Origin of the sequence: Kitasatospora sp. NPDC051702, assembly GCF_040681575.1 — a bacterium.
Taxonomy (GTDB): domain Bacteria; phylum Actinomycetota; class Actinomycetes; order Streptomycetales; family Streptomycetaceae; genus Kitasatospora.
The window spans coordinates 1-25,229 of the sequence record NZ_JBFAZB010000040.1; the positions used below are offsets into that span (position 1 = coordinate 1).

Annotated in this window: 22 protein-coding genes, 3 pseudogenes and 3 riboswitches; of the genes and pseudogenes, 19 read left to right on the top strand and 6 right to left on the bottom strand. The window is 75.3% G+C overall.

Going from position 1 to position 25,229, the window contains the following annotated elements; translation table 11 throughout:
- The 3 genes and pseudogenes from AB0N04_RS27870 to AB0N04_RS27880 form a co-directional block, all read left to right on the top strand.
- Positions 1-263: pseudogene (locus AB0N04_RS27870) on the top strand (NmrA family transcriptional regulator); the annotation flags it as partial.
- A gap of 179 nt (positions 264-442) precedes the next feature.
- Positions 443-1,039: an anthrone oxygenase family protein gene (locus AB0N04_RS27875; protein WP_363365487.1), complete on the top strand. Its 597-nt coding sequence runs from the start codon at positions 443-445 to the stop codon at positions 1,037-1,039.
- Positions 1,040-1,312: 273 nt separating this feature from the next.
- Positions 1,313-2,008: a polysaccharide deacetylase family protein gene (locus tag AB0N04_RS27880; protein ID WP_360217174.1), complete on the top strand. Its 696-nt coding sequence runs from the start codon at positions 1,313-1,315 to the stop codon at positions 2,006-2,008.
- 182 nt (positions 2,009-2,190) lie between these two features.
- Here the strand turns inward: AB0N04_RS27880 and AB0N04_RS27885 are convergent, their stop codons facing one another.
- Entirely contained in the window at positions 2,191-2,685 is a 495-nt protein-coding gene (locus tag AB0N04_RS27885) for a DUF1772 domain-containing protein (RefSeq protein ID WP_360217177.1), read from the bottom strand.
- A gap of 159 nt (positions 2,686-2,844) precedes the next feature.
- Between AB0N04_RS27885 and AB0N04_RS27890 the strand changes: the two genes are divergently transcribed.
- From AB0N04_RS27890 to AB0N04_RS27905, 4 genes are all read left to right on the top strand, one after another.
- Positions 2,845-3,852, top strand: a complete 1,008-nt coding sequence (locus AB0N04_RS27890) for an AraC family transcriptional regulator (RefSeq protein ID WP_360217180.1) — start codon at positions 2,845-2,847, stop codon at positions 3,850-3,852.
- Positions 3,853-4,020: 168 nt separating this feature from the next.
- A complete protein-coding gene (locus AB0N04_RS27895; protein WP_360217183.1) occupies positions 4,021-4,599 on the top strand; it encodes a TetR/AcrR family transcriptional regulator in 579 nt (192 codons plus the stop codon).
- A 137-nt stretch (positions 4,600-4,736) separates the two neighbouring features.
- On the top strand, positions 4,737-5,915 hold the full coding sequence (locus tag AB0N04_RS27900) for a GDSL-type esterase/lipase family protein (RefSeq protein WP_360217186.1): 1,179 nt from the start codon (positions 4,737-4,739) through the stop codon (positions 5,913-5,915).
- Positions 5,916-6,015: 100 nt separating this feature from the next.
- On the top strand, positions 6,016-6,669 hold the full coding sequence (locus AB0N04_RS27905; protein WP_360217188.1) for a hypothetical protein: 654 nt from the start codon (positions 6,016-6,018) through the stop codon (positions 6,667-6,669).
- A gap of 98 nt (positions 6,670-6,767) precedes the next feature.
- On the opposite strand, the gene AB0N04_RS27910 is transcribed toward AB0N04_RS27905, so the two are convergent.
- Both AB0N04_RS27910 and AB0N04_RS27915 read right to left on the bottom strand, forming a co-directional pair.
- Positions 6,768-7,604 (bottom strand): SDR family oxidoreductase, encoded by an 837-nt coding sequence (locus tag AB0N04_RS27910; RefSeq protein WP_360217191.1) that lies wholly within the window; start codon positions 7,602-7,604, stop codon positions 6,768-6,770.
- A gap of 254 nt (positions 7,605-7,858) precedes the next feature.
- On the bottom strand, positions 7,859-8,431 hold the full coding sequence (locus AB0N04_RS27915) for a histidine phosphatase family protein (protein WP_360217194.1): 573 nt from the start codon (positions 8,429-8,431) through the stop codon (positions 7,859-7,861).
- A 166-nt stretch (positions 8,432-8,597) separates the two neighbouring features.
- Positions 8,598-8,690, top strand: a riboswitch (cobalamin riboswitch).
- A gap of 63 nt (positions 8,691-8,753) precedes the next feature.
- Here AB0N04_RS27915 and AB0N04_RS27920 point away from each other — a divergent pair.
- The 12 genes and pseudogenes from AB0N04_RS27920 (at position 8,754) to AB0N04_RS27975 (ending at position 21,131) form a co-directional block, all read left to right on the top strand.
- Positions 8,754-8,978 (top strand): CbtB-domain containing protein, encoded by a 225-nt coding sequence (locus AB0N04_RS27920; RefSeq protein WP_360217197.1) that lies wholly within the window; start codon positions 8,754-8,756, stop codon positions 8,976-8,978.
- Between the two features lie 19 nt (positions 8,979-8,997).
- Complete coding sequence (locus AB0N04_RS27925) at positions 8,998-9,750, top strand: CbtA family protein (RefSeq protein ID WP_360217200.1); 753 nt, start codon at positions 8,998-9,000, stop codon at positions 9,748-9,750.
- 165 nt (positions 9,751-9,915) lie between these two features.
- Positions 9,916-10,635, top strand: a pseudogene (locus tag AB0N04_RS27930) (enoyl-CoA hydratase/isomerase family protein); the annotation flags it as partial.
- Entirely contained in the window at positions 10,632-11,516 is an 885-nt protein-coding gene (gene mmsB / locus AB0N04_RS27935; protein ID WP_360217203.1) for a 3-hydroxyisobutyrate dehydrogenase, read from the top strand. The pseudogene AB0N04_RS27930 and the gene mmsB, both read left to right, overlap by 4 nt.
- The gene (locus AB0N04_RS27940) at positions 11,513-12,286 is read left to right on the top strand and encodes an enoyl-CoA hydratase (RefSeq protein ID WP_360217206.1); all 774 of its coding nucleotides are present in this window, start codon (positions 11,513-11,515) and stop codon (positions 12,284-12,286) included. Before mmsB ends, AB0N04_RS27940 begins: the two co-directional genes overlap by 4 nt.
- A 96-nt stretch (positions 12,287-12,382) precedes the next feature.
- A riboswitch (cobalamin riboswitch) is annotated at positions 12,383-12,523 on the top strand.
- Between the two features lie 98 nt (positions 12,524-12,621).
- The gene (locus AB0N04_RS27945) at positions 12,622-13,707 is read left to right on the top strand and encodes a peptidase (RefSeq protein WP_360217209.1); all 1,086 of its coding nucleotides are present in this window, start codon (positions 12,622-12,624) and stop codon (positions 13,705-13,707) included.
- A 51-nt stretch (positions 13,708-13,758) separates the two neighbouring features.
- Positions 13,759-14,238 (top strand): flagellar hook-length control protein FliK, encoded by a 480-nt coding sequence (locus tag AB0N04_RS27950; protein WP_360217212.1) that lies wholly within the window; start codon positions 13,759-13,761, stop codon positions 14,236-14,238.
- A gap of 166 nt (positions 14,239-14,404) precedes the next feature.
- A riboswitch (cobalamin riboswitch) is annotated at positions 14,405-14,534 on the top strand.
- Between the two features lie 107 nt (positions 14,535-14,641).
- Positions 14,642-16,222, top strand: coding sequence for a prenyltransferase/squalene oxidase repeat-containing protein (locus AB0N04_RS27955; RefSeq protein ID WP_360217215.1), 1,581 nt, complete (start codon positions 14,642-14,644; stop codon positions 16,220-16,222).
- A gap of 116 nt (positions 16,223-16,338) precedes the next feature.
- Positions 16,339-16,773 (top strand): annotated as a pseudogene (locus AB0N04_RS27960) (hypothetical protein); the annotation flags it as partial.
- 667 nt (positions 16,774-17,440) lie between these two features.
- Positions 17,441-18,661 (top strand): CbiQ family ECF transporter T component, encoded by a 1,221-nt coding sequence (locus AB0N04_RS27965; protein WP_360217218.1) that lies wholly within the window; start codon positions 17,441-17,443, stop codon positions 18,659-18,661.
- Entirely contained in the window at positions 18,658-20,301 is a 1,644-nt protein-coding gene (locus AB0N04_RS27970; protein ID WP_360217221.1) for an ATP-binding cassette domain-containing protein, read from the top strand. Before AB0N04_RS27965 ends, AB0N04_RS27970 begins: the two co-directional genes overlap by 4 nt.
- Positions 20,298-21,131: an ECF transporter S component gene (locus tag AB0N04_RS27975; protein WP_360217224.1), complete on the top strand. Its 834-nt coding sequence runs from the start codon at positions 20,298-20,300 to the stop codon at positions 21,129-21,131. Before AB0N04_RS27970 ends, AB0N04_RS27975 begins: the two co-directional genes overlap by 4 nt.
- A gap of 87 nt (positions 21,132-21,218) precedes the next feature.
- Here AB0N04_RS27975 and AB0N04_RS27980 read toward each other — a convergent pair whose 3' ends face one another.
- The 3 genes from AB0N04_RS27980 to aceA all read right to left on the bottom strand — a co-directional run bounded on the left by AB0N04_RS27980 (position 21,219) and on the right by aceA (position 25,113).
- Positions 21,219-22,085 (bottom strand): 3-hydroxybutyryl-CoA dehydrogenase, encoded by an 867-nt coding sequence (locus tag AB0N04_RS27980; RefSeq protein WP_360217227.1) that lies wholly within the window; start codon positions 22,083-22,085, stop codon positions 21,219-21,221.
- A 25-nt stretch (positions 22,086-22,110) separates the two neighbouring features.
- On the bottom strand, positions 22,111-23,721 hold the full coding sequence (gene aceB / locus AB0N04_RS27985; protein WP_360217230.1) for a malate synthase A: 1,611 nt from the start codon (positions 23,719-23,721) through the stop codon (positions 22,111-22,113).
- Between the two features lie 99 nt (positions 23,722-23,820).
- Complete coding sequence (aceA, locus tag AB0N04_RS27990) at positions 23,821-25,113, bottom strand: isocitrate lyase (protein ID WP_360217233.1); 1,293 nt, start codon at positions 25,111-25,113, stop codon at positions 23,821-23,823.
- Positions 25,114-25,229: the final 116 nt, after the last annotated feature.

A 25,229-nucleotide genomic window follows, 5' to 3' on the forward strand; every position in this document is an offset into this window, starting at 1 on the left:
TGCTGTCGTTCGCGGAGGTGGCGGGGGAGTTGTCGCGGGCGACGGGTCGGGTGGTGCGGTTCGAGGCGGTGTCGGAGGCGGCGTACCGGGGGGTGCTGGCGCAGGCGGGGCTGCCGGAGGACTTCGCGGAGCTGTTCTCGGTGATCCTGGACGGGCGCAACGCCTCGTTGGGGGACGGGGTGCGGCGGGCGCTGGGGCGGGAGCCGCGGGACTTCGCGGACTACGCGCGGGAGGCCGCCGCCACCGGAGTCTGGGACGTGTGAGCCGGCGGCAGCGGCCGATCCGCCTGCCCGTCATGTCCGTTGATCGTCGGTACCGGGCCTCGCCGGCCTCCTGACCACCCACCCGGGCCGGAACCGGGCGGGGTGGCGGAGGTCGCGGCCCGGGACCGGGGTGGCCCCCGCGCAGGGCGGGGGCCGGGGAGAGAACCGAAGGATTACCGATGCGCTCGAACCAGACCGCGACCACTTCCTCCACCGCTCCACCGGCCTTCGGCGGCCTCGGCGCGGGTGCCGCGGCCCAGGCCGCCCCCGCCGTGCGGAGCAAGGCAGCCGGGCCCGTCCTCGTGGGCGCGACCGTCGCCATGGGCCTGATGGCGGGCCTCTTCTTCGCCTTCGACGTGTCCGTGATGCCGGGCCTGGCGGCCGGCGACGACCGGACGTACGTGACGGCGATGCAGCACATCAACAAGTCGATCGAGAACGGCATGTTCGGCCTGGTCTTCGTCGGCGCCTTCGTGGCGACGGGCGTGGCGGCCTGGCTGCAGCACAAGGCCGGCCGGCGCCAGGCGGCGCTGTGGGCGGGCGCCGCCACGCTGCTGTACGTGGTGGCGCTGATGGTGACGATGGGCGTCAACATCCCGCTCAACAACCAGCTCGCGGCGGCCGGTGACCCGTCGCAGATCAGCGACTTCGCCGCGGTGCGCGCCAAGTTCGAGGGCACCTGGGTGGCCACCAACATGGTCCGCACGCTGCTCTGCACGGCGGGGCTGGGTGCGCTGGCCCGGGCGCTGGTCCTGTACGGGCGTTCCGAGCGCTGAACGACCGTGTCCTGTCAGGGGGTCGGGGCCGGAAGGCCCCGCCCCGGGCAGGGCCCGCGGCACCGCCCCCGGTGGCACGCGCCGCACCGGGGGCGGTGCGGCGCGCGCCGGGGCCCGTCGGTCGTGCCGCGCGCCGCGGGTGCGCCGTGCCCGCCGGCCGGTCGACCCGCCGGTCGGCTGGCCGGATCCGCCCCCGGGCGGTCGCGCCGGTGCGCCGGTCGGGCGCAGACTGCACGCAGGCAGGCAGCGGAGTTCCGACGGCAGGGGGCGGGCATGGCAGCACGTACCGGCAGGCGCACGGCAGTTGGACGAGTCCGGACGGCGGTCGGCGTGCTGGCCGCCGCCCTGACGGCCGCGGCGGCGGTCGCGGTGCCGGCCGCTCCGGCGGAGGCGGCGGGCGGACAGGGCGGCAAGGTCGTGTACCTGACCTTCGACGACGGCCCCAGCCCCGCCTACACGCCGAGGATCCTCGGGATCCTCTCGCGCTACGGCGTGCGCGCGACCTTCTTCGAGATCGGGCAGAACGTCGCCGCCAACCCGGGGCTCACCCGGCAGGTCGCCCGGCAGGGCCACAGCGTGCAGAACCACTCCTGGTCGCACCCGGACCTGCGCAGGCTCTCCGGGGCGGCCGTCAGCGCCCAGGTGGCCGACACCGACAAGGCGATCCGGGCGCAGACCGGCCGCACCCCGACCTGCCTGCGCCCGCCGTACGGCGCGGTCAACGGCACGGTGCGCTCGCGGGCGGCCGCGCTCGGCAAGCAGGTGGTGCTCTGGTCGGTGGACCCGGCGGACTGGTCCCGGCCGGGCGCGGCGGCCATCCGGTCGCGGGTGCTGGGCACCGTCCGCCCGGGCTCGGTGATCCTGCTGCACGACGGGGGCGGGGACCGCAGCCAGACCGCGGCCGCGCTGCCGGACATCCTGTCCACCCTGAAGGCCCGCGGCTACGGCTTCGCCACCCTCTGCGGCTGACCCCGGAGGGTGGCGGCGGCCCCGGCGGGAGGCGGGTGGCGGGAGGCAGGTTCCGTGCGGCGTGCGGAGGGTGGCGGCGGACGGTCACGGTGCCCGGCGCACCACCGCCGGGGCACACGGCACGACGCGGCGCCGGCCCGGGCGGACGGAGTCCCGGGCCGGCGCCGCGTGCGGCGGGTGCGTCAGGCCTGGCCGTGCAGGATCAGCGCCCAGCCGAGGCAGGCCAGTGCGGCGGTGCACAGCAGGGTGCGCAGCACGTTGAAGCGCGCCCAGCGGGCCTCGAAGCGGCTGCGGACGGCGGCCGGGTCGGCGATCCGCCGGGGGTCGCCGGCTGCTTCGAGCTCGTCGTTCAGCGGGATGTTCACCGAACGGGTGACGCCGATCGCCGCCACGTACAGGACGAGCGCGGCCACCGTGGCGGGCAGCGCGTGGTGGCCGTCCGAGGGCAGGTGCAGGGCGACCGCGGCCCCGGTGGTGAGGAGGGCGCCGACGAAGCCGAGGACGAACCAGCCGTTCAGGATCGCCACGTTGACACGCTGCATCACCTCGATGAACGTGCGGTCCTCGACCTGCGCGAGCGCGGGCATGACCGAGCACGAGTAGGCGTAGAACAGCCCGGTGGTCAGGCCGCAGGTGACGGTGGCCGCCACCAGTACGAGTGTGCGTGCCAGTTCCATCTTCGTAGCCCCTCACTGTCTCTGCACTGCATCTGCTTGTCGGTCCGTCCCCCGTGTACCGATCATCCGGCATCCGGGGCGCCCGGGCCACCTCGATCGCTCAAGACTCTCTCAAATGACGAGCCGTCAAATAATGTCCCTCCGTCTACACTTGGCGGCATGGACACTCTGACAGGTCTCCTCGACGGGCCCAAGGCCCGCGGCGCGTTCCTGCTGCGCTCGATCCTCACCCCGCCGTGGTCGCTGCGGATCGAGGACCGGGCGCCGCTGTCGGTGGTGACGATGGTCCGCGGCGAAGCCTGGATCCTGCCCGAGCGCGGCACGCCCCTGCTGCTGCACCCGGGCGACGTGGCCATCGTGCGCGGCCCGGAGCCGTACACCGTGGCGGACGACCCCGACACCCCGGTGGACGTGATCGTCGGGCCGGGCCAGGTCTGCACCCGCGACGGGGTGGACGTCTCCGAGGTGATGTCGCTGGGCGTCCGCACCTGGGGACAGGGCCGGGAGGGCGACCAGGCCTCCTCGGTGGTGCTGTCCGGCACCTACCAGGCCGAGCACGAGATCGGCCAGCGCCTGCTCGGCTGCCTGCCCGCGCTGCTGGTCCGGCCGGTCGGCACCGGCGCGGACGACACCCTTGTCCACCTGCTCTCCGCCGAGATAGGGCGCAACGAGCCCGGCCAGGAGCTCGTCCTGGACCGCATCCTCGACCTCCTGGTCGTCTCCGTCCTGCGGGCCTGGCTCGCCGCCCCCGATTCCGGCGCCCCCGCCTGGTACCGGGCCCAGCATGACCCGGTGGTCGGGCCGGTGCTGCGGCTGATGCACGACGACCCCGCCACCGCCTGGACGGTCGCCGACCTGGCGCAGAAGGTCGGGGTCTCGCGGGCGGGTCTGGCCCGCCGGTTCACCGCCCTGGTCGGCGAACCGCCCATGGCCTACCTGGCGGGCTGGCGCCTGGCCGTCGCCGCCGACCTGCTGCGCGAACCCGAGTGCACCATCGCCTTCGCGGCCCGCAAGGTCGGCTACAGCAACGCCTTCGCCCTGTCCGCGGCGTTCAAGCGGGTGCGCGGCATCAGCCCGCAGGAGCACCGCCGGCTGGCCGCCAGCGGCGCCCCGGCGCAGCAGCCCGGCTTCTCTGGCCCGGCGGAGACGGTGATCCTGGCGGGTTGAGGGCGGCCCGGCCCGCCGCGGCGGCCCGCGGGCGCCGGTGGTCGCCGCGGCCCGTCGCCCGCCACCACCGACATCCGGTGGAAGGCCGGCGGCTTGGCGCGGCGAAGCCATTTGCCTAAATGGTGTAGGTAATTCCATACTGGGTTCAGCCGGTACGGGAGGAACGCCATGGCACGAGCAGGACTCAGCACACAGCGGTTGGTCGTCGCGGGCGCGGAGCTCGCCGACGAGGTCGGCTTCGAGCAGGTGACCGTCGCGGCCCTGGCCCGGCGCTTCTCCGTCCAGACCGCCAGCCTCTACTCGCACCTCAAGAGCTCCCAGGACCTCAAGACCCGGATCGCCCTGTACGCGCTCGAGGAGCTGGCCGACCTCGTCGCCGACGCCCTCGCCGGCCGGGCCGGCCGGGACGCCCTCGCGGCCTTCGCCGACGCCTACCGCGACTACGCGGCCCGGCACCCCGGCCGCTACGACGCCACCCGGCTGCGCCTGGACGCCGCGACCGCCGCCGCCAGCGCCGGTGTCCGGCACGCCCAGATGGCCCGGGCGCTGCTGCGCGGTTACGACCTCGCCGAACCCGAGCAGACCCACGCCGTGCGCATGCTCGGCAGCGTCTTCCACGGCTACATCAGCCTCGAGGCGGCCGGCGGATTCAGCCACACCGCCGTCGACGCGCAGCAGTCCTGGGACTGGATCATCGACTCCCTCGACGCCCTGCTGCGCTCGGGCGGCGCCCCGCGGACCTCGTGAACGCCGGACCCCGCGAGCGCCGGATCCGGCGAGCGTCGGGATCCGGCGAGCCCCGGGACGCGGTGAACGCCCCGCCCACCCGAACGCCTGACGCCCCGTGAGCGCCGGGCCCTGTGAACAGCACCGAGGAAACGGCCATGAGCGCCCCCCGCACCACCGCCACCACCACGACCCCCGTCACCGAGGAGCTGCTCCGCGGCCACCTCGACGTCGAGCACACCGGGCGCGGGCTGCTGCCGCACCGCCTGCCCGCCCGGGCCCGCCGGCAGATCCCCGACGACCAGCTCGCGATGGCCGAGTCCCAGCCCTCCGGCGTCCGGCTGGTGTTCCGCACCCGCGCCACCGCGATCACCCTGCACACCGTCCCGACCAAGCGCGCCTACCCGGGCGTGCCGACCCCGCCGGACGGCGTGTACGACCTCCTCGTGGACGGTCGCCTCGCGGCCCAGGCCACCGCCGCCGGCGGGAACCTGCGCACCGTCGACCTGGCCACCGGCCGCGTGGAGCTGCGCCAGGGCCCGCCCGGCGCCGCCGAGTTCACCGGTCTGCCCGGTCGTGACAAGACCGTCGAGATCTGGCTGCCGCACACCGAGACCACCGAACTGATCGCCCTGGACACCGACGCCCCCGTCACCCCGGAGCCGGAGACCACCCGGCGGCGCTGGCTGCACCACGGCAGTTCGATCAGCCACGGCTCCAACGCCGCCCACCCGACCGGCACCTGGCCCGCCATGGTGGCGGCCGGGGCGGGAGTCGACCTGGTCAACCTCGGCTTCGGCGGCGGCGCCCTGCTCGACCCGTTCACCGCCCGGGCCATCCGCGACACCCCCGCCGACCTGATCAGCCTCAAGATCGGCATCAACCTCGTCAACGCCGACGCGATGCGGCTGCGCGCCTTCGGCCCCGCCGTCCACGGCTTCCTCGACACCGTCCGCGAGGGCCACCCGACCACCCCGCTGCTGCTGGTCTCGCCGGTGTTCTGCCCGACCCACGAGGAGACCCCGGGCCCGCTGGCCCCGGACTTCAGCACCGGCGCGCTGCGCTTCCGGGCCACCGGCGACCCGGCCGAGACCGCCGCGGGCCGCCTGACGCTCGAGGTGATCCGCACCGAGCTCGCCCGTCTCGCCGCAGCCCGCACCGAGGCGGGTGCCGATCCCAACCTCCACTACCTGGACGGACGTTCGCTCTACGGCCGGGCCGACCACGACGAGCACCCGCTGCCCGACGGGCTGCACCCCGACCCGGCCGGCCACCGCCGGATCGCCGAGCACTTCGCCGACCTGGCGTTCGGGCCCGCGGGCGCCTTCGCGGGCTGACCCGCAGGAGACCCCGCGGCGGCGGTGTACGACAATCGACCCGGCCGGTGTGCGGACGCACGGCCCGGCCGGGGAGACCGAGGGGCGAGGGGGAACGCCGATGCGGCGCGCAGGGGCGGGAGTCCGGTTCGGGACGGGCGCGGCGGCGGTGGCCGTGGCGTTGGCGTCGGCCGCGTGCGGCTCGGTGCACGCGGGCGGCTCGCCCGGGAACGCGGCCACCTCCGTGACCTCCGCCGCCGGCGGGACCGCCACCGGGACGCCCTCGCCCACCCCCACCCCGCCGCCCGGTCCGGCGGAGGCCCGGGCCCGGCACGACCGGCTCTTCCCGCAGGTCGCGGCGGAGTGCGCGGGCGTGGCCGCCACCCCGCTGCCCACGCCGATCGCCCCGCCCACCGGAGCGCGCGACCCCTGGGCCGACAAGTACGCGGAGAACCACGGCTTCAGGACGACCGCGACGCTGCTCGCCGACGGCAGGTGCCGGGGCGAGGCGCACCGGGCCCGGATCGCGGACGCCCTCCGGCGTGACGGACGGACGGCCGGCCTCGACCGGGCCGGCCTGCGGGCGCTGCTGGAGGGCCTCGGCTACCGGGCCGAGGAGACCAACGTGTCCACCGACGGCGGCTCCCTCGGCTTCTCGCTCTGGATCCCGGAGGCCGGCCCGTGCGTGACCGGGGTGCTCACCACGCCCCCCACGATCGAGGCCCACGGGCCCTACCTGGAGGGCGGCTGCACCGAGCCCAAGGGCGGCCACTGACCGGCACGGGCCGACACCCGCACCCGATGGGCACCCGGCCTCGCGCCGGCTCAGTGCGGCCCCGGCTCAGTGCGGCCCCGGCTCAGTGCGGCGCCGGTTCAGTGCGGCGCCGACGGCTCCCGCAGCAGCGTCCGGACCGCCTCGAGCTCGGCCGCCGCGGCCTCCCCGGCCGCCGACACGAACGCGAGGCTGTCCGGGCCGACGGGTATCCGCACCGGCAGCGGGCCGGGCTCGGCGACGATCCGCAGCAGCAGCCTCGCGAAGTCCTCGGGCCGCCCGACGCCGGGGAGTTCGGCGAGCACCCGGAGCTGGTCGCGCATCGGCTCGGTGAGCTCGCGGTAGTGCGCGGAGCGGTCGGCGGCGTCGGTGAGCGAGGAGCCGTAACGGGTGGCGTAGCCGCCGGGCTCCACCGCGGTGACCCGGATCCCGAACGGCGCCGCCTCGACGGCCAGGGCCTGCGTCATGCCCTCCAGCGCGTACTTGCCGGTGACGTACGCGGCGAGCCCGGGGAAGGCCATCCGCCCGGCCAGTGAGGAGACGTTGACGATGTGGCCGCCGCCCTGGCCGCGCATCACCGGCAGGGCGAGCCGGGCCAGCCGCCACGGGCCGACGACCAGCGTCTCCAGCTGGTCCCGAAGTTCCGCGTCGCCGACCTCCTCCACCGCGCCGAACAGGCCGTTGCCGGCGTTGTTGACCAGGACGTCCAGCCCGTCGAGCAGCTCCACCGCGGCGCCGACGGCGGCCTCGCAGTGCGCCGGCTCCCGGACGTCCAGGACGACCGGCACGATCCGGTCCGGGTACCTGTCGGCCAGGTCCGCCAGCGCCTCCGGTCTGCGGACGCCCGCGATCACCGTGTCCCCGGCGGCGGCCGCGGCCTCCGCCACCGCCCGTCCCAGCCCGGACGAACACCCCGTCACCAGCCAGCCGCGTGCCATCCCGCGCCCCCGTCCCCGCCTGCCGTCCTCGGAGCCCACACGGTCCCAGAGCACCGCCCGCCCGCCCAGCCCCACGGTCACGCTCCATCGGGCGCACAGGAGTGCGAGGGGTGGTGAGGCGGCCCTGGTGCGCCCCCGTCCCACCACCGCGCCCCGCGTGCCCGAGTCCCTGCGTCCCCGCCTCCCCGGGCTCATCCGACGGCTCGGCCGGCCCGGCCCCGCCGGTCCGGTGCCCCGGGGGCGCCCGGCCCCGGTCAGCCCCCGGCCGTCGCCCCGCCCAGCCGCAGGTTCCACCGCCCGGCGCGTCCGGTGATCACCGTGAACGCCAGCGGCGGGACGTCGAGGCGCCAGAACACCGGCGCGGGCAGATCGAGGGCGTGCACCACGGCCGCCCGGACCACGTCCGGTTCCACCACGGCCACCACCCGGCCGCTCTCCGCGGCCAGGCCGTCGAGCCATCCGCCGACACGCCCGCCCAGCTGCTGCAGCGACTCCCCGCCGTGCGGGGCGGCAGCGGGGTCGGCCAGCCAGGCGGCGACCTGCTCGGGGCGCTCGGCGGCGACCTCGTCCAGGCGCAGCCCGCGCCAGGAGCCCATGGCGCAGCCGCGCAGCGCCTCGTGCGGGGCGGCGGTGAGGCCGAGGGCGGCGGCGGTCTGCCGGCAGCGCGCCGACGGCGAGCTGAGGGCCGTGCCCGGCGCCGGCAGGGTGCCCGCCGCGGACCGGGCGGCGGCGAGTCCGGAGGCGTCCAGGGGTGCGTCGTCGTCGAACCGCGCCTCGCGGACCGCGCTGCTCATCGCGGGTGAGACCAAGGTCACTCGTACCGTCATCGCCTGCCGCTCCGCTCCACGGTGAACGCCAACTCCTCTGCCTGGCAGTCGGTTTCGGGCCACCCGCCGGTGCGGGGCGTACGTGGCCGGAATTCGCGCCCCACGCACGCCCTTGGCCGGTCCGTCACCAGGCGGTACGGTCCTCGGCGATGTGACGACGGTGCGAGGAAGCCGGTGAGACTCCGGCACGGTCGCGCCACTGTATGCCGGAACGGTTCCGTGCGCTCCCCCCGGGGTGCGCGGGCCGGGTGAGTCAGACCCCGAGCCGTCGTCGATGCTCCAACGACCGGGACGCGTACTTTCCCCCAGGAGGTTCCCAGCCATGGCTTCGTCCGTCGCTTCCCCGATTTCCTCTCCCGAGGAGGGTGGCCTCGCCACCATTCCCGTCCGGGCCGTCCTGCCCTGGGCGGTCTTCTTCGGTGTCCTGATGCTGCTGGCGATCTACTTCGTCGGTGCCGAGCAGGGTGCCACCTCGCTGATCTCCGGCGAGGACGTCCACGAATGGGTGCACGACGGTCGTCACCTGCTCGGCTTCCCCTGCCACTGAGGACGGGGAAGACCGCACAGTGAACTCCGCAACCGTCAGAACCCTGCTCGTGCGCGGGATGATCGCCGGCCTCGCGGCCGGCGTTCTCGCGCTCGTCACCGCCTACCTGCTCGGTGAGTCCAAGGTGGACGCCGCCATCGAGTTCGAGGAGGCGCACTCCGCCGAGCACGGCATGGAGGTGGTCAGCCGCTCCCTGCAGTCCACGGCGGGTCTGGCCACCGGCATCCTGCTGTTCGCCGTGGCCATGGGCGGCATCGCCGCCCTCGCGTACTGCTTCGCCCTCGGGCGGATCGGCCGCTTCGGCGCCCGGGCGACGGCGCTGGTCGTCTCGCTCGCCGCGCTGGTGACCGTGTACGTGGTGCCGTTCCTCAAGTACCCGGCCAACCCGCCGTCCATCGGCAACCCCGACACCATCGGCAAGCGCACCGTCCTGTACTTCCTGATGATGGTGCTCAGCGTCCTGCTCGCGGTCGCGGCGGTCATCATCGGCAAGCGCCTGGCCCCGCGCCTGGGCAACTGGTACGCCGCGGTCGCGGCCGGGGGCGGCTTCGTCGTCGCCGTCGGCCTGGCCTACGCCCTCCTGCCGGTGATCAACGAGGTGCCCGAGGAGTTCCCGGCCACCCTGCTCTGGCAGTTCCGCCTCGCGGCGCTCGCCATCCAGCTCGTGCTGTGGACCTCCTTCGGGCTGGTCTTCGGCGAGCTCGCCAAGCGCGTGCTCGAGCCCGAGCCCGCCGCGGTGAAGGCCCCGGCCCAGGCCGTCGCCGCCCGGTAGCGCCCGCGCCGCCGACCCGCAGCCCGCTCCCCGCACGGGGGGCGGGCTGCGCGTCGTCCTGCGCCGGTCGGGGGAGGGCGCGGTGACGGTTCGTCACGGGACCTGGACTTACTAGGACGTCCGACTATATGGTCGACGGCAGGTCCGCGGTGTCAGGGAAGCCGCGGCGTCGGCGTCTCCGCCCACGGGAGCGTCCGGATCGTCACCGGGAACACGCGCGTCGCCATGCCGGAGGCCGGCATCGGCGTCGTCCCCGACGTCGGCGGCACCTACCTGCTCGCCCTCGCGCCGGGCGAGCTGGGCACCCACCTCGCCCTCACCGCGGGCTCCGTCGGTGCCGCCGACGCGCTGCTCTGCGGGCTCGCCGACCACTACGTCCCCGCCGAGCGGCTGCCCGTGCTGCTCGACGACCTCGCCGAACTGCCCGTCCACGAGGCCCTGGAACGGCATGTCGAGCCCACGCCGGCCGGTCTGCTGGACGGCCGGCGGGCGTGGATCGACAGCTGCTACGCGGCGGGCACCGTCGAGGAGATCCTCGCGCGGCTGGGCGACAGCGGTGAACCCGAGGCCGAGAAGGCCGCCGAGCGCATCGCCGCCAACTCCCCGACGGTGGTCAAGGCCACCCTGGCGGCCCTGCGCCGGGCCCGCGCCCTGGGCCCGCTGGAGGCCGTGCTCGACCAGGAGTACCGGACCTCCTGCGCGGCGCTCGCCACTCCGGACCTCGCCGAGGGGATCCGGGCCCAGGTGATCGACAAGGACCGGTCACCGCGCTGGACGCCGGCCTCCCTGGGAGCCGTCGAACCCGCCACCGTGGCCCGCTACTTCGCCCCGCTCGGCGACGGAGAACTCGGCCTCGCCGCCACCACACCCCTGGAGCGCTGGTGACCCACCGCATCGGATTCGTCGGACTGGGCAACATGGGCGGCCCGATGGCCGCCAACCTCGTCGCCGCCGGACACCGGGTGACCGGCTACGACCTCTCGGCGGAGGCCCGGGAACGGGCTGCGGCCCGGGGAGTGAAGATCGCGGTTTCCGCCGCCGAAGCGGTCGGCGAGGCCGAGGTGGTGCTCACCATGCTGCCGACCGGACGCCATGTCCTCGATTCCTACGGCGAGTTGACGGAGGCGGCAGCGGGAGCGCTGTTCGTCGACTGCTCCACCATCGCGGTCGGGGACGCCCGGGTCGCCGCCGACCTCGCCCGGGTCGCGGGGCACCGGGCCGTCGACGCGCCGGTCTCCGGCGGCGTGCCCGGCGCCGAGGCCGCGAGCCTGACCTTCATGGTCGGCGCGGACGGGCCCGACTTCGCCGAGGCCGAGCCGGTGCTCGCCGCCATGGGCCGCCGGGTCGTGCACTGCGGGACGTCCGGGGCGGGGCAGGCCGCGAAGATCTGCAACAACATGATCCTCGGCATCTCGATGATCGCGGTCAGCGAGGCCTTCGTGCTCGGGGAGAGCCTCGGGCTCAGCCACCAGGCCCTGTTCGACGTGGCCTCCGCCGCCTCCGGGCAGTGCTGGGCACTGACCAGCAACTGCCCCGTCCCCGGGCCCGTCCCGGCCAGCCCGGCCAACCGCGGGTACGCCGGAGGCTTCGCCGCCGCCCTGATGGCCAAGGACCTCGGACTCGCGGCCGCGGCGGCGACATCCTCCGACGTCCCCGCCGAACTGGGCGGCAGGGCAGCCGAGTTGTACGCGGCGTTCGCCGAGGAGGTGGGCGCCGGGCTGGACTTCTCGGCCATCATCACGACCCTCAGGAAGGACGACGCATGACGTTCGAGACGATCCTGGTCGAGCGCAGGGGCCGGGTGGGCGTGATCACGCTCGACCGCCCCAAGGCGCTGAACGCCCTCAACACCACGCTGATGAACGAAGTCGTGGCGGCCGCGGAGGAGTTCGACCGCGACCGGGAGGTCGGCGCGCTGGTGGTCACCGGCTCGGAGAAGGCCTTCGCGGCCGGCGCCGACATCAAGGAGATGCAGTCCCTGGACTTCGTGGACGCCTACCTCGGCGACTGGTTCGCCGCGTGGGACCGCTTCGGAGCCCTGCGCAAGCCCGTCGTCGCGGCCGTCGCCGGGTACGCGCTGGGCGGCGGCTGCGAGCTGGCGATGCTCTGCGACGTCCTGCTGGCGGCCGACACCGCGAAGTTCGGGCAGCCGGAGATCAAGCTCGGGGTGATCCCGGGCATAGGCGGCTCGCAGCGGCTCACCCGGGCCGTCGGCAAGGCCAAGGCGATGGAGCTGTGCCTGACCGGCCGGATGATGGGCGCCGAGGAGGCCGAGCGGGCCGGCCTGGTCTCCCGGATCGTCCCCGCGGACCAGCTGCTGACCGAGGCGCTGGCCACCGCCGAGGCCGTCGCGGCGATGTCCGCCCCGGCGGTGGCGATGCTCAAGGAGAGCGTCAACCGCGCCTTCGAGACCACCCTGGCCGAGGGCGTGCGCTTCGAACGGCGGCTGTTCCACGCGACGTTCGCGACGGCCGACCAGAAGGAGGGCATGGCCGCCTTCGCCGAGAAGCGCCTGCCGGAGTTCCGCCACCGCTGACCCGTACGGTTCCGGCACCTTGCGCGCGGCCCGCGGTGCCGTGTTCCGGTGCCGGAACCGTGACGTGGCGCACCGTCCCTTGACCGGATCTTCGCGTCTTCGCCATGATGGGCCGTCATGTTGTGACTCCGCCGACGGGGGAAGTCCGGTTCGAATCCGGCGCTGACCCGCAACGGTAGGCCGCCGACGTCCCGTCGGCGGCGAGCCCGAGTACCCGGCGGCGGAGGTGTGTCACCCCCTCCTCCCGTCGTGGTCTGCGGGCCGGAGCTCCGAGGGCTGCCCGGCGTGCCGCCGGCGCCCTCCGGGCCCCTGCGTCCAGGCCCGGAAAGGCAGCCATGCCCGCCCTCCGCCGCACTCTCGGTCTGCTCGCGATACCCGCCCTCGCCCTCGCCACCGCGCTCCCGGCGGCCACCGCCGCCCAGGCCGCGCCCGCCGCCGCACCCGCCGCGACCGCGGCCCCGACGATCCGCCCCGACGCCGCCGCGGGCGGCTGGCTGGCCCGCCAGCTCGTCGACGGCGACCACTTCGAGTCCGTGTTCAACGGCACCGCCTACCCCGACCAGGGCCTGACCGTCGACGCCGTGCTGGCCTTCGCCGCCTCCCACGGCTCCGACGAGGCCGCCGCCCGGGCCACCGCCTGGCTGGCCAAGCCCGAGATCCTCGGCGGCTACCTCGGCGACGGCACCACCGAGGCCTACGCCGGTGCCACCGCCAAGCTGCTGCTCGCCGCCGAGGTCCGCGGCGCGAACCCGACCGCCTTCGGAGGCGTCGACCTGCCGGCCCGGCTGCGCTCCCTGCAGACCGCCGAGGGCCGCTTCTCCGACCGCTCCCAGTGGGGCGACTACAGCAACGCCTTCGGCCAGTCGCTCGCCCTGATCGCCCTGCACCGCACCCCCGGCGGCGCCCCCGCCGCGGCCGTCGACTTCCTGGCGAACAGCCAGTGCGCGGACGGCGGTTACCCGGTCTCCTTCGGCCAGACCACCTGCACCAGCGACCCGGACGCCACCGCGCTGGCCGCCCAGGCCCTCGCCGCCACCGGCCGCACCGCCAAGGCGAACGCCGGCCTCGGCTGGCTCACCGCCCACCAGAACGCCGACGGCGGCTTCGCGGCCGCCGGGGCGACCGCCTCCAACGCCAACACCACGGGCCTGGCCACCCAGGCGCTGCTGGCCGGCGGACGCCTCGGCGCCGGCCTCAAGGGCTGGAGCCGGCTGGTGAAGTTCCAGCAGGGCTGCTCCGCCGACCCGGCGGTCCGCGGCGCCGTCGCCTACGACGCGACCGGATTCGACCCGGCCAACGGCGCCCGGGCCACCGCGCAGGCCGCGCTCGGCCTCGCCGGCACCCCGCTGGCCACCCTCTCCGCCGCCGGCGCGCGTCCGGCCGCCCCGACCCTGGCCTGCCCGGCGCCCGCCGCCCGCTGAGCCACCGAACTCCTGAGCCACCGAACCCCTGAGCCCACGAGGAGAGTTCCGATGACCGACACCCTCACCCCGGCCAGACCGGCCCGCCGCGCGCTCGGCTCGATCGCCGCGGCCGCGGCCCTCACCGCCGGCCTGCTCGGCGCCTCCGCCGTCCAGGCCCCCGCGGCCCACGCGGCCGCCTGCAGCGGCACCACCGGCGTCACCGTCGTGGTCGACTTCACCGCCGTCGGCGGCGGCGTCGAGACCGGCTGCGCACCCGGCGATCCGGCCACCGGGCTCGCCGCGCTGACCGGCGCCGGATTCACGTACGCCTTCCACCCGCGGTTCCCCGGCTTCGTCTGCAAGATCAACGCGCTGCCGGCCACCTGCACCAACCCGACCGGCAGCGCCTACTGGTCCTACTGGCACGCCCAGCACGGCGGGCCCTGGTCGTACAGCAGCCTGGGCGCGGGCAGCTACAATCCGGCCCCCGGCGACGTCGAGGGCTGGTCCTTCGGCGCCGGCGCCCAGCCGGGCATCACGGCGCCCTGACGTCCGGAGGCACCTGCCGGCACCCCGGAGCCCCGCGGGGAGGGGTGCCGGCAGCTCCGGCACGCCCTGCGGTGCGGCAGGAGGCGCCCGGCCGTCCTGATCCGCGCGGCCCGTCCCGTCAGGGTGAGCGGACCATCTGACGGGCCGTTGACTCCCACTCCGCTGACGTGGTCTGATGAACCGGTTTTTCACCTCGGTCCTCAGGGGAAGCCGGTCCAACTCCGGCGCTGACCCGCAACCGTAGATCCGCCCAGGGCGGATGAGCCGGAATGCCTGAACCGGGGTCTGTTCAGAGAGCACTCGCGTCGTCGCGGACTACGACGCAGTTCCGACGGCTGCGCGCTCCACCGGCAGCCGTCGGCTGCGCCGTTGCTCCCCGCGTCGACCGACCAGGGAGACGCCGGTGAGGGTCAGCAGCAGTCGTACGCGCCACAGGAGCCGGGGCACCACGTCCCTGCTGGCCGCCGCAGCACTCGCGGTCACCGCCTGCGGCACGGCGCTTGTCGGCCGGCCCGCCGTCTCGCTCGCCGGGGCGGCCGTCCCCGCCGCGGGCCGGACGCCGGACGTCGCCAGGGGCGCCGCCTACCTCGCCGACCCGTCCCGCCTGATCGACGGTCACTACTACGAGGGCTTCCCGGCCTTCGCCGACTTCGGACTCACCATCGACGGCGCCTACGCGCTCGCCGCCACCGGCACCGACGACGCCGCGCTGCGCCGGATCGTCGACTTCCTGGACCAGCGGGGCAAGGACGCCAGCGAGCGCACCGTCGACGACTGGACCGCGATCGGCACCGAGTACGCCGGCGGCGGGTCGATCGGCAAGGAGGCGCTGCTCGCCGAGGTCGTCGGCCGTGACCCGCGGAACTTCGGCGGCCACGACCTGATCGCCGCCCTCGCCGCGATGGTGTGCACCAAGGCCGACGCCAACACCGGCTGCGACGCCGCCGGGAACTACGGCTACGCCACCTCCGTCTTCTCCCAGGCGCTCGCCGTCATGGCCCAGCTCCGCGCCGGGGACGCCGCCAACGCCGCCCCCGCGGTCGCCTACCTGAAGGGCCTCCAGCACCCGGACGGCTCCTGGCCGAGCCTGATCCCCGCCACCGGCGACTCCGACGTCGACAGCACGGCGATCGCCGCCATGGCCCTCGCGCTCGTCCCCGGCGACGACGCCGCAGCGCAGGCGGTCGACAAGGGCCTCGGGTGGCTCGCCGCGCGGCAGTTGCCCGACGGCGGCTTCCCCGGCGCGGCCGGTGACTCGACCAACTCGGCCGCGCTGGCCGTGCAGGGCATGACGCTGCGCAAGGCCGACTACGGTGCGCAGATCGCCAGGGCGCTCGACTTCCTCGCCGGTCAGCAGAACGGCGACGGCGGGTTCAACGTCGCCTCCGCCGGGCAGCAGGGTTCGGACGTCCGTGCCTCGACCCAGGTGGTCGGCGGCGCCACCGGGATCTCCTTCGGCACGCTGAGCCGCCCCCTCGGGGGCACACCGACGCCGACGCCGACGGGGACGCCGACCGGAACTCCCACGGGGACGCCGACGGGGACGCCGACGGGCACGCCGACGGGCACGCCCACCGGAACCCCGACCGGTACGCCGACGGGCACGCCCACCGGAACCCCCACCGGAACCCCGACGGGCACGCCCACCGGAACCCCGACGGGAACGCCCACGGGCACGCCGACCACCCCGGCCGGCACCCCGACGGGCTCGCCGACCACGACCGCACCGGCCCCGGTCACCGACACCCCCGCGGCCGGCGGCGGCCCGACCGTCCGTCCGGCCGGAGGCGTCGACGCCCCGGCGGGTGCCGGTGTCGCCCCGTCCGGGGGCGTGCCGGTGTCGACCGGCTCCGGCAGCCTGGCCGGCACCGGTAGCCAGGCGCTGACGCTGACGGCAGGGGCCGGTGCGCTGACCGCGCTCGGCGCCGCCGCCGTCCTCGTCGCCCGCCGCCGCCGGACCGCGGCCCCTGGACGTCACCGATGACCGGGGGACCGGGCGCCCGCCTCGGCCGGCTGTTCGCGGCGACGGCGCTGACCGCGGCCCTCGCCCTCGGCGGCGTCGCCGTGGACACCGCCCCGGCCGCCGCGGCGCCGTTGCCGATGGACCAGTGCACCACCACCTCCGGCGTCGTGCTCGCCGTGGACTTCAGCAGGTGGGGCGGCCCGCTGTTGCGCTCCTGCGGGAGCACCCCCACCACCGGGTACGCCCTGCTCAACCAGGGCGGCTGGAAGACCGCCGGCACCGGGCACGACGGCCCGGCGTTCATCTGCCGGATCGGCTACAGCGGCTACCAGGGCGGCAAGCAGTTCCCGACCCCGGACCAGGAGAAGTGTGTCCTCACGCCGCCGGCCACCGCCTACTGGTCGTACTGGCACGCCGATCCGGGCCAGAACGAGTGGTCCTACAGCCAGCTCGGCGCGATGAGCTACCACCCGAAGCCGGGCAGCGTCGACCTGTGGATCTTCGGTGGCACCGACATCGAGGGCACCGAGGGGCGTCCGAGCTTCTCGCCGGACACCGTCCGGGCGCACAGCGCCGACCCGGGTGGGCAGCCGGCCGACCCGGGCCAGGGCTCCGCGGGTGCTTCCGGCGGCGCCGCGGGCGGGTCGAGCGGTGGTTCCGGTGCCGCGGGCGGCTCGGGTGCCTCGGGCGCTTCGGGCGGCTCCGGCGGCGGGTCGACGGGTGCCGGCGGTGCGACCGGCGGTGGCGGCGCCGCTGCGGCTTCGGGAAGCACCGGGGCCACCGGCAGCACCGGGGCCACCGGCGGTACCGGCGGGACCGGCGGCACCGGCCGTGCCCCGGCCCCCGCCCGGCCCCCGGCGGGCGGGGCCCGTCCGCCCGCGCCCGCCACACCCCCGACGGGTGGCACGGCCGGTACCCCGCAGGACGGCATCACCCCGCCGGGCGCCCCCGAGCCGGTGCCGGTGCCCGCCACGCCGGTGCCGGTCGAGCCGTCCACCCCGGCACCGACGGACACCCCGACCGACCGGTCGGCCCCGCCGGCCGTGGAGCCCGCGGTGGCCGCACCGACGGCCACCCCCGCCGTGCCCGGCGGCGTGGTGAACGCCGACCCGGTGGCCGACGCCCCGCACGACTCCGGCTCGATGCTCCCCGCCGTGGTCGGATCCGTCCTCGTCGTGGCCCTGGGCGTGGCGACGGTGGTCACCGCACGGCGCCGCCGCCGACGGGCCGAGTGATCGCGTGACCGTGCTCGACGAACGCGTCGCGGCCCCGCCCGCCGTCCGCGGGCCGGGCCCGGGCGGCCGGCGCGCCCCGCGGAACCTGCACCCGCTGGCGTGGTGGGCGTGGGCGCTGGCCCTGGCGACGGCGGCCAGCCGCACCACCAACCCGCTGCTGCTCCTGCTCGTCCTCGCCGTGCTCGGCTACGTGGTGACCGCCCGCCGCACCGAGGCCCCGTGGGCCCGCGGGTTCACCTACTACCTGTGGGTGGCCCTGACGGTGGTGGCGATCCGGGTGGTCTTCCGGTGCGTCTTCGCCACCGGCATCACCCCGCACGACCACCTGCTCTTCTCGCTGCCGCACATCCCCACGCCCGCCTGGTACGCGGGCATCGAGATCGGCGGCCCGGTCTCGCTGGAGGCGACGCTCTCGGCGGCCTTCGACGGGCTGCGGCTGGCCTGCCTGATCTGCTGCATCGGCGCGGCGAACACCCTCGCCAACCCCAAGCGGGCCCTGCGGGTGCTGCCGGGCGCCCTCTACGAGCTGGGCGTCGCCGTGACGGTCTCGCTGAGCGTCGCGCCGCAGCTGGTGCAGAGCGTCCAACGCGTCGCCCGGGCGCGGCGCCTGCGCGCCGGACGGACCAAGGGCGTCCGCGCGTTGCGCAGCATCGTCGTGCCGGTCCTGGAGGACGCGCTGGAACGCTCGCTCAGTCTGGCCGCGGCCATGGACTCGCGCGGCTACGGGCGCTCCGGCACGGCCTCGCGCCGCTCCCGCCGGCTCACCGGCGCCCTGATGCTGCTCGGCATGTGCGGCCTGTGCGCCGGGGTGTACGGGCTCCTGGACGGCACGGCTCCCGCCGCGCTCGGGCTGCCGGCCTTCCTCGCGGGTGCCGTTCTCTGCGTGGCCGGCCTGCTGCTCGGCGGCCGGCGGGTGCGGCGCACCACGTACCGGCCGGATCGGTGGCGGGCCGCCGAATGGGGCGTCGCCGGCTGCGGGGTGACGGCCGCCGTCCTGCTGTTCGCCACGGTGGGCTACGACGCCACCGACCTCAACCCCTCCCTCTACCCGCTGACCTGGCCGACGCTGCCGCTCGTCCCGGTGCTCGCCCTGCTGCTGGCGGGCGCCGCCGGGATCGTCTCGCCGCCGCCCGGCCGGACGCCCGAGCCGGCCGGCGACCGGCGCGGGGCCGGCACCACCCGCGGCACCGGTACCGACCGCACGACCCCCGAGGTGAGCACGTGATCCGATTCGACCAGGTCGGCGTGGTGTACGACGGCGGGAGCGAGCCCGTCCTGCGCGACGTCGACCTGCACGTCCCGGAGGGCGAGCTCTGCCTGGTGGTCGGGCGCACCGGCGCCGGCAAGTCCACCCTGCTCGGCGCCGTCAACGGTCTCGTGCCGCACTTCACCGGCGGCACCCTGCGCGGCCGGGTCACGGTGGACGGCCGGGACACCGCGCACCACCCGCCGCGCGAACTCGCCGACGTGGTCGGTGTGGTCGGGCAGGATCCGCTGGCCGGCTTCACCACCGACACGGTGGAGGAGGAACTCGCCTACGTCATGGAGCAGTTGGCGATTCCGCCGGAGGTCATGCGCAAACGCGTCGAGGAGACCCTCGACCTGCTCGGTCTGGCCGACCTGCGCCACCGCGCCCTGTACGAGCTGTCCGGCGGGCAGCAGCAGCGCGTCGCCATCGGCTCCGTGCTCACCGCGCACCCGCGCGTCCTGGTGCTGGACGAACCGACCTCCGCGCTGGACCCGACCGCCGCCGAGGAGGTGCTCGCCGCGATCACCCGGCTGGTGCACGACCTCGGCGTCACCGTCCTGCTCGCCGAGCACCGCCTGGAACGGGTCGTCCAGTACGCCGACCGGGTCGCCTACCTGCCCGGCGACGGCACCGTCGTGCACGGCCCGCCCGCCGAGGTGTTCCGGGCGACGGCGATCGCGCCGCCCGTCGTCGACCTCGGCCGACTGGCCGGCTGGCGGCCGCTGCCGCTGTCGGTGCGGGACGCCCGCCGAGCCGCCGCGCCGCTGCGCGAGCGGCTCACCGATCGACCGGTTCCCCCGCCGCGCCGGGCAGCGGTGGCGGGGGAGCCGGTTCTGGAAGCCCGCGGGGTCGTCGTCCGGTACGGTCCGGTGGCCGCCGTGCGGGAGGTCGACCTGACGCTGCGCGCGGGCGAGGTGACGGCGCTGATGGGCCGCAACGGCTCCGGCAAGTCCTCCCTCCTGTGGGCCCTGCAGGGCTCCGGCCCCCGCCAGGGCGGCAGCGTCCGGGTCGCCGGAGCCGGGGGCGGGAAGGCCGAGGACCCCAAGCGCCTGTCCGCGGCCCGGGCCCGGCAGTTGGTCGGACTCGTCCCGCAGACCCCCACCGACCTGCTCTACCTGGAGACGGTCGCCCAGGAGCTCGCCCAGAGCGACCTCGAGGCCGATGGCGCGGGCGGGCCGACCGCGCGGCGGATCCTCGACCGCCTGGCCCCGGGGATCCCGGACGAGACCCACCCCAGGGACCTGTCGGAGGGGCAGAAGCTGGCGCTCGTCCTGGCGATCCAACTGGCCGCCGCACCGCGGGTGGTGCTGCTGGACGAACCCACCCGGGGGCTGGACTACCAGGCGAAGGAGGCGCTCACCGGCATCGTGGACGCCCTCGCCGCCGAGGGGCGGACCGTCGTCGTCTCCACCCACGACGTCGAGTTCGTCGCCCGCGCCGCCGACCGCGTCGTGGTGATGGCGGAGGGCGAGGTCGTCGCCGACGGACCGACCGCCGAGGTCATCGTCGCCTCTCCCACCTTCGCCCCCCAGACCGCCAAGATCCTGGCGCCCCTGGTCTATCTGACGACACGTCAGGTCGCCGAGGCGCTCGCACCCGCGGAGTCCGCCCGATGACCGCCCTGCGGATCCCCGGCCGGGCCCGGATCGTCATCGCCCTGGCCGCCTTCATCGGCCTGGTCGCCTTCACCTGGCCGTTCGTCGTCGCCCCCGGAACGTTCGGCTCCACCTACGCGCCGCCGCTCATCTTCGGCGCCCTGCTCGTGCTGGTGCTCGCCGTCGTCATCGCCGAGATCTCGGCCGGCGGCATCGACGCCAAGGCGCTCGCCATGCTCGGCGTGCTGTCCGCCGTCAACGCCGGGCTGCGCCCGCTCGGCGCCGGGACGGCCGGCGTGGAGACGGTGTTCTTCGTGCTCGTCCTGGCCGGCCGGGTCTTCGGCCCCGGCTTCGGCTTCACCCTCGGCTGCACCTCGCTGTTCGCCTCCGCCCTGCTCACCGGCGGGGTCGGCCCCTGGATGCCGTACCAGATGTTCGGCTGCGCCTTCGTCGGCATGCTCGCCGGACTGCTGCCGAGGGCCCGGCGGCGCTGGGAGGTCCCGGTGCTGGCCGCGTACGGGGCCTTCTCCGGCTACCTGTTCGGGTTCCTGCTCAACCTCTCCTTCTGGCCGTTCTCCACCGACCCGAACAGCTCCATCGCCTACCTGCCGGGCCTGCCCTTCACCGAGCAGTGGCACCGCTACCTGCTGTTCGACCTGGCCACCTCGCTCGGCTGGGACACCGGCCGCGCCGTGACCACCTTCACCGCCGTCCTCGTCGTCGGCCCGGCCGTCCTGACCGTCTTCCGCCGCGCCGCCCGCCGCGCCAACTTCGAACCCACCGTGCGCTTCGAGGCCCCGGCCGCCCCCGGGACTCCGGCCGGGGCGCCCGCCGGGGTGCCGCCCTCCTGAGACGGCCGAGCCGGTGCTCCGGAACGGCCGGACGCCCCGGGGACGCGCGGGCGGCGCGTTTCCCGGGGCGGTGGGCGTGCGGGCCGGTCAGGCGGCCCGATGGGTGTGGAACCCGCGGCCGGTCTTGCGGCCGAGCAGACCGGCCTCGACCATGCGGGAGAGCAGCGGCGGCGGCGCGTACAGCGGCTCCTTGTACTCCTCGTACATGGAGCGGGCGATCGCCTCGACGGTGTCCAGGCCGATCAGGTCGGCGAGGGCGAGGGGGCCCATGGGGTGGGCGCAGCCGTGCACCATGCCGGCGTCGATGTCCTCGGGGCTGGCGTGCCCGGCCTCGGCCATGCGGATCGCGGAGAGCAGGTAGGGCACCAGCAGGGCGTTGACGACGAAGCCGGCGCGGTCCCGGGAGTGGACGATGCGCTTGCCGAGGACGTCCGTGGCGAAGGCCTCCACCCGGCCGACCACGGCGGGGTCGGTGTGCAGGGAGGTGACCAGCTCGACGAGCGGCATCACCGGCGCCGGGTTGAAGAAGTGCAGGCCCAGGACGTGGGAGGCCCGCCCGGTGGTGATGCCCAGCCGGGTGACCGGGATGGCGGAGGTGTTGGTGGCCAGGACGGCGCCCTCGTCGACGAGGACCTTGTCCAGGGTGTGGAGCACCTCGGCCTTGACGTCCTCGTGCTCGACGACCGCCTCGATGACCAGCTGACGGTCGGCCAGGGTCTCCAGGTCGTCGGCGAACAGCAGGTGCGCCCAGGCGTCGGTGCGCTGCTGCTCGCTGATCCGGCCGCGGTCGACGGCGCGGTGCAGGGAGCGGTCGATGCGGGTGCGGGCGGCGCGCAGTGCGGCCGGGCCGTTCTCACAGACGATGGTGTCGAGCCCGGCGCGGGCGAGGACCTCGGCGATGCCGGAGCCCATCTGCCCGGCGCCGACCACGGCGACCCGTCGGATCTCGTTCATGTCAGTGCCTCCGTGCTGGGGCGGTTCAGGCCGCCGTGCGGATTCGGACGAGGTGGCGGGCGTAGGCGTCGGTGGTGAGGAAGGGCGGCAGCTCGGCGCCGAGGGCGGTCTCCTCCAGGATCCGCACGGCGTCGTCCACCGGCGCCGGGTCGGCGCCCTCGGCGAGCAGCGTGCTGCGCTCCCGGTCGATGAGCCGCCGCACCAGGTCGGGGGTGGCGAGGGAGCCGCCGGTGAGGCGGGTGCAGTGGTGCTGCCACTGCCAGAGCTGGCAGCGGGCGATCTCGGCGGTGGCGACGTCCTCCATCAGCCCGAACACGGCGACGGCGCCGGAGCCGTTCAGCCAGGCGACCAGGTAGCGCAGGGCGACGGCGACGTTGGAGCGCAGGCCCTGTTCGGTGGGCAGGCCGGCCGTGAGCCGCTGGACGCCGAGCAGGTCGGCGGCGCTGACCTCGACGTCCTCGCGGGTGCGGTCGAGCTGGTTCGGGCGGTCGCCGAGGACGGCGTCGAAGGCGCTCCGGCAGGTGTCGACCAGGCCGGGGTGGGCGACCCAGGAGCCGTCGAAGCCGTCCCCGGCCTCGCGCTCCTTGTCGGCGCGGACCTTGGTCAGCGCCGTCTCGTTGGCGGCGGGGTCGCGCTGGGGGATCGCGGCGGCCATGCCGCCGATGGCGTGGGCGCCGCGCCGGTGGCAGGTGCGCACCAGCAGGTCGGTGTAGGCGCGCATGAACGGCTGGGTCATGGTGAGGGTGGCGCGGTCGGGCAGGACGTAGCGCGGGCCGTGCTGGGCGAAGTTCTTGATCAGGCTGAACAGGTAGTCCCACCGGCCGGCGTTCAACCCGGCGGCGTGCTCGCGCAGTTCGTGGAGGATCTCGTCCATCTCGAAGGCGGCGGTGATGGTCTCGATCAGGACGGTGGCCCGGACCGTCCCGTGCGGGATGCCCAACTCGGCCTGGGCGAGGGTGAAGACGTCGTTCCAGAGCCGGGCTTCGAGGTGGTTCTCCAGCTTCGGCAGGTAGAAGTAGGGGCCGCTGCCGCGCTCGATCTGCCGCTTTCCGCAGTGGAAGAGGTAGAGGCCGAAGTCGACCAGGGCGCCGACCGCGGGGCGGCCGTCGATCAGCAGGTGCTGCTCGTCCAGGTGCCAGCCGCGCGGGCGGACCACGATGGTGGCGGGCGCGGCGCCGATCCGGTACCGCCGGCCGTCGGGGGTGGTCTCGTCGATCCGGCGCTCGATCGCGTCGATCAGGTTGAGCTGCCCGGAGACCAGGTTGTGCCAGGTGGGCGAGGTGGCGTCCTCGAAGTCGGCCAGCCACACCTTCGCGCCGGAGTTGAGCGCGTTGACGGTCATCCGGCGCTCGGGCGGGCCGGTGATCTCCACCCGGCGGTCTTCGAGGCCGGGCCCGGCGCCGGCCACCCGCCAGCCGAGGTCCTCGCGGACGGCGCGGGTCTCGGGGAGGAAGTCCAGGGTGCCGCCGGCGGCCAGCGCGGCGGCGCGGCGCCCGCGCTCGGCGAGCAGTTCGGCGCGGCGGCCGGCGAACCGGTCGTGCAGGCGGGCGAGGAAGGCGAGCGCCTCGGGGGTGATGACCTCCTCGAAGCGGTCCTCGTGGGCGCCGAGGATCTCGATGCGGCTGGGCAGGCTCATCCGGTTCTCCAGGAAGGTGGGCCCGGGGCCTCGTCCCTCAACGAGGCCCCGGGCGGGGGGTGGAAGGCGGCCCGTCCCCAACGGGACCACCGGGGTGGCTCAGTGGAACTGCTCGGCCTCGGTGGAGCCGGTCAGCGCGAGGGTCTCGGCGTTCGGGTTGAGCGCGGTGGACACCAGGTCGAAGTACCCGGTGCCGACCTCGCGCTGGTGCTTGACCGCGGTGTAGCCGTCCGGCACGGCCGCGAACTCGGCCTCCTGCAGGTCGACGTAGGCCGTCATGCCGTGTTCGGCGTAGCCGCGGGCGAGCTGGAACATCGAGTGGTTGAGCGCGTGGAAGCCGGCCAGCGTGATGAACTGGAAGCGGTAGCCCATCGCGCCCAGCTCCCGCTGGAACTTGGCGATCTGGTCGTCGTCCAGGGCCGCCTTCCAGTTGAAGGACGGCGAGCAGTTGTAGGCCAGCATCTTGTCCGGGTACTCGGCCTTGAGCGCCTCGGCGAACTCGCGGGCCTGGGCGAGGTCCGGGGTGCCGGTCTCCACCCAGATGAGGTCCGCGTACGGGGCGAAGGCGAGGCCGCGGGAGATCACCGGCGCCATGCCGGGCTCGACCCGGTAGAAGCCCTCGGCGGTCCGCTCGCCGGTGCAGAAGCGGGCGTCGCGCTCGTCCACGTCGCTGGTGAGCAGGTTGGCGGCGAGGGCGTCGGTGCGGGCCACGATGACGGTGGGCACGTCGGCGATGTCCGCGGCCAGCCGGGCCGAGTTGAGGGTGCGGACGTGCTGGGCGGTGGGCACGAGCACCTTGCCGCCGAGGTGGCCGCACTTCTTCTCGGAGGCGAGCTGGTCCTCGTAGTGGATGCCGGCGGCGCCGGACTCGATCATGCCCTTGGTGAGCTCGAAGGCGTTCAGCGGGCCGCCGAACCCGGCCTCCGCGTCGGCGACGATCGGCACCAGCCAGTCCGGGCCGTCGTTGCCCTCGGCGGCGTCGATCCCGTCGGCGCGCAGCAGCGCGTTGTTGATCCTGCGCACCACCTGCGGCACCGAGTCGGCCGGGTAGAGGCTCTGGTCGGGGTAGGTCTGCCCGGCCTGGTTGGCGTCGGCCGCGACCTGCCATCCGGACAGGTAGATCGCCTGCAGCCCGGCCTTCACCATCTGCACGGCCTGACCGCCGGTCAGCGCGCCGAGCGCGTGGACGTAGTCCTGCTCGTGCAGCTGCTTCCACAGGCGCTCGGCGCCGCGCCGGGCCAGCGTGTGCTCCTCGCGGACGGTGCCCGACAGGCGCACCACGTCGGCCGCCGTGTAGGTGCGCTCGATGCCGGCCCACCGCGGGTCGGACGCCCACCGGGCGGTCAGCGCCGCCGCCTGCTGCTCCTGCTGCTGCCGGACGGACGTCGTCATGGTCTGCTCCCGAGAGTGCTCGTTGTGAAGGGTGTGAGGCACCTCACCGCACGGGGTGGGTGGGCGGCCGGGTGGTGCCGGGCGGCGGTGTGACACCGCGGGACGTGGTCGCCCGG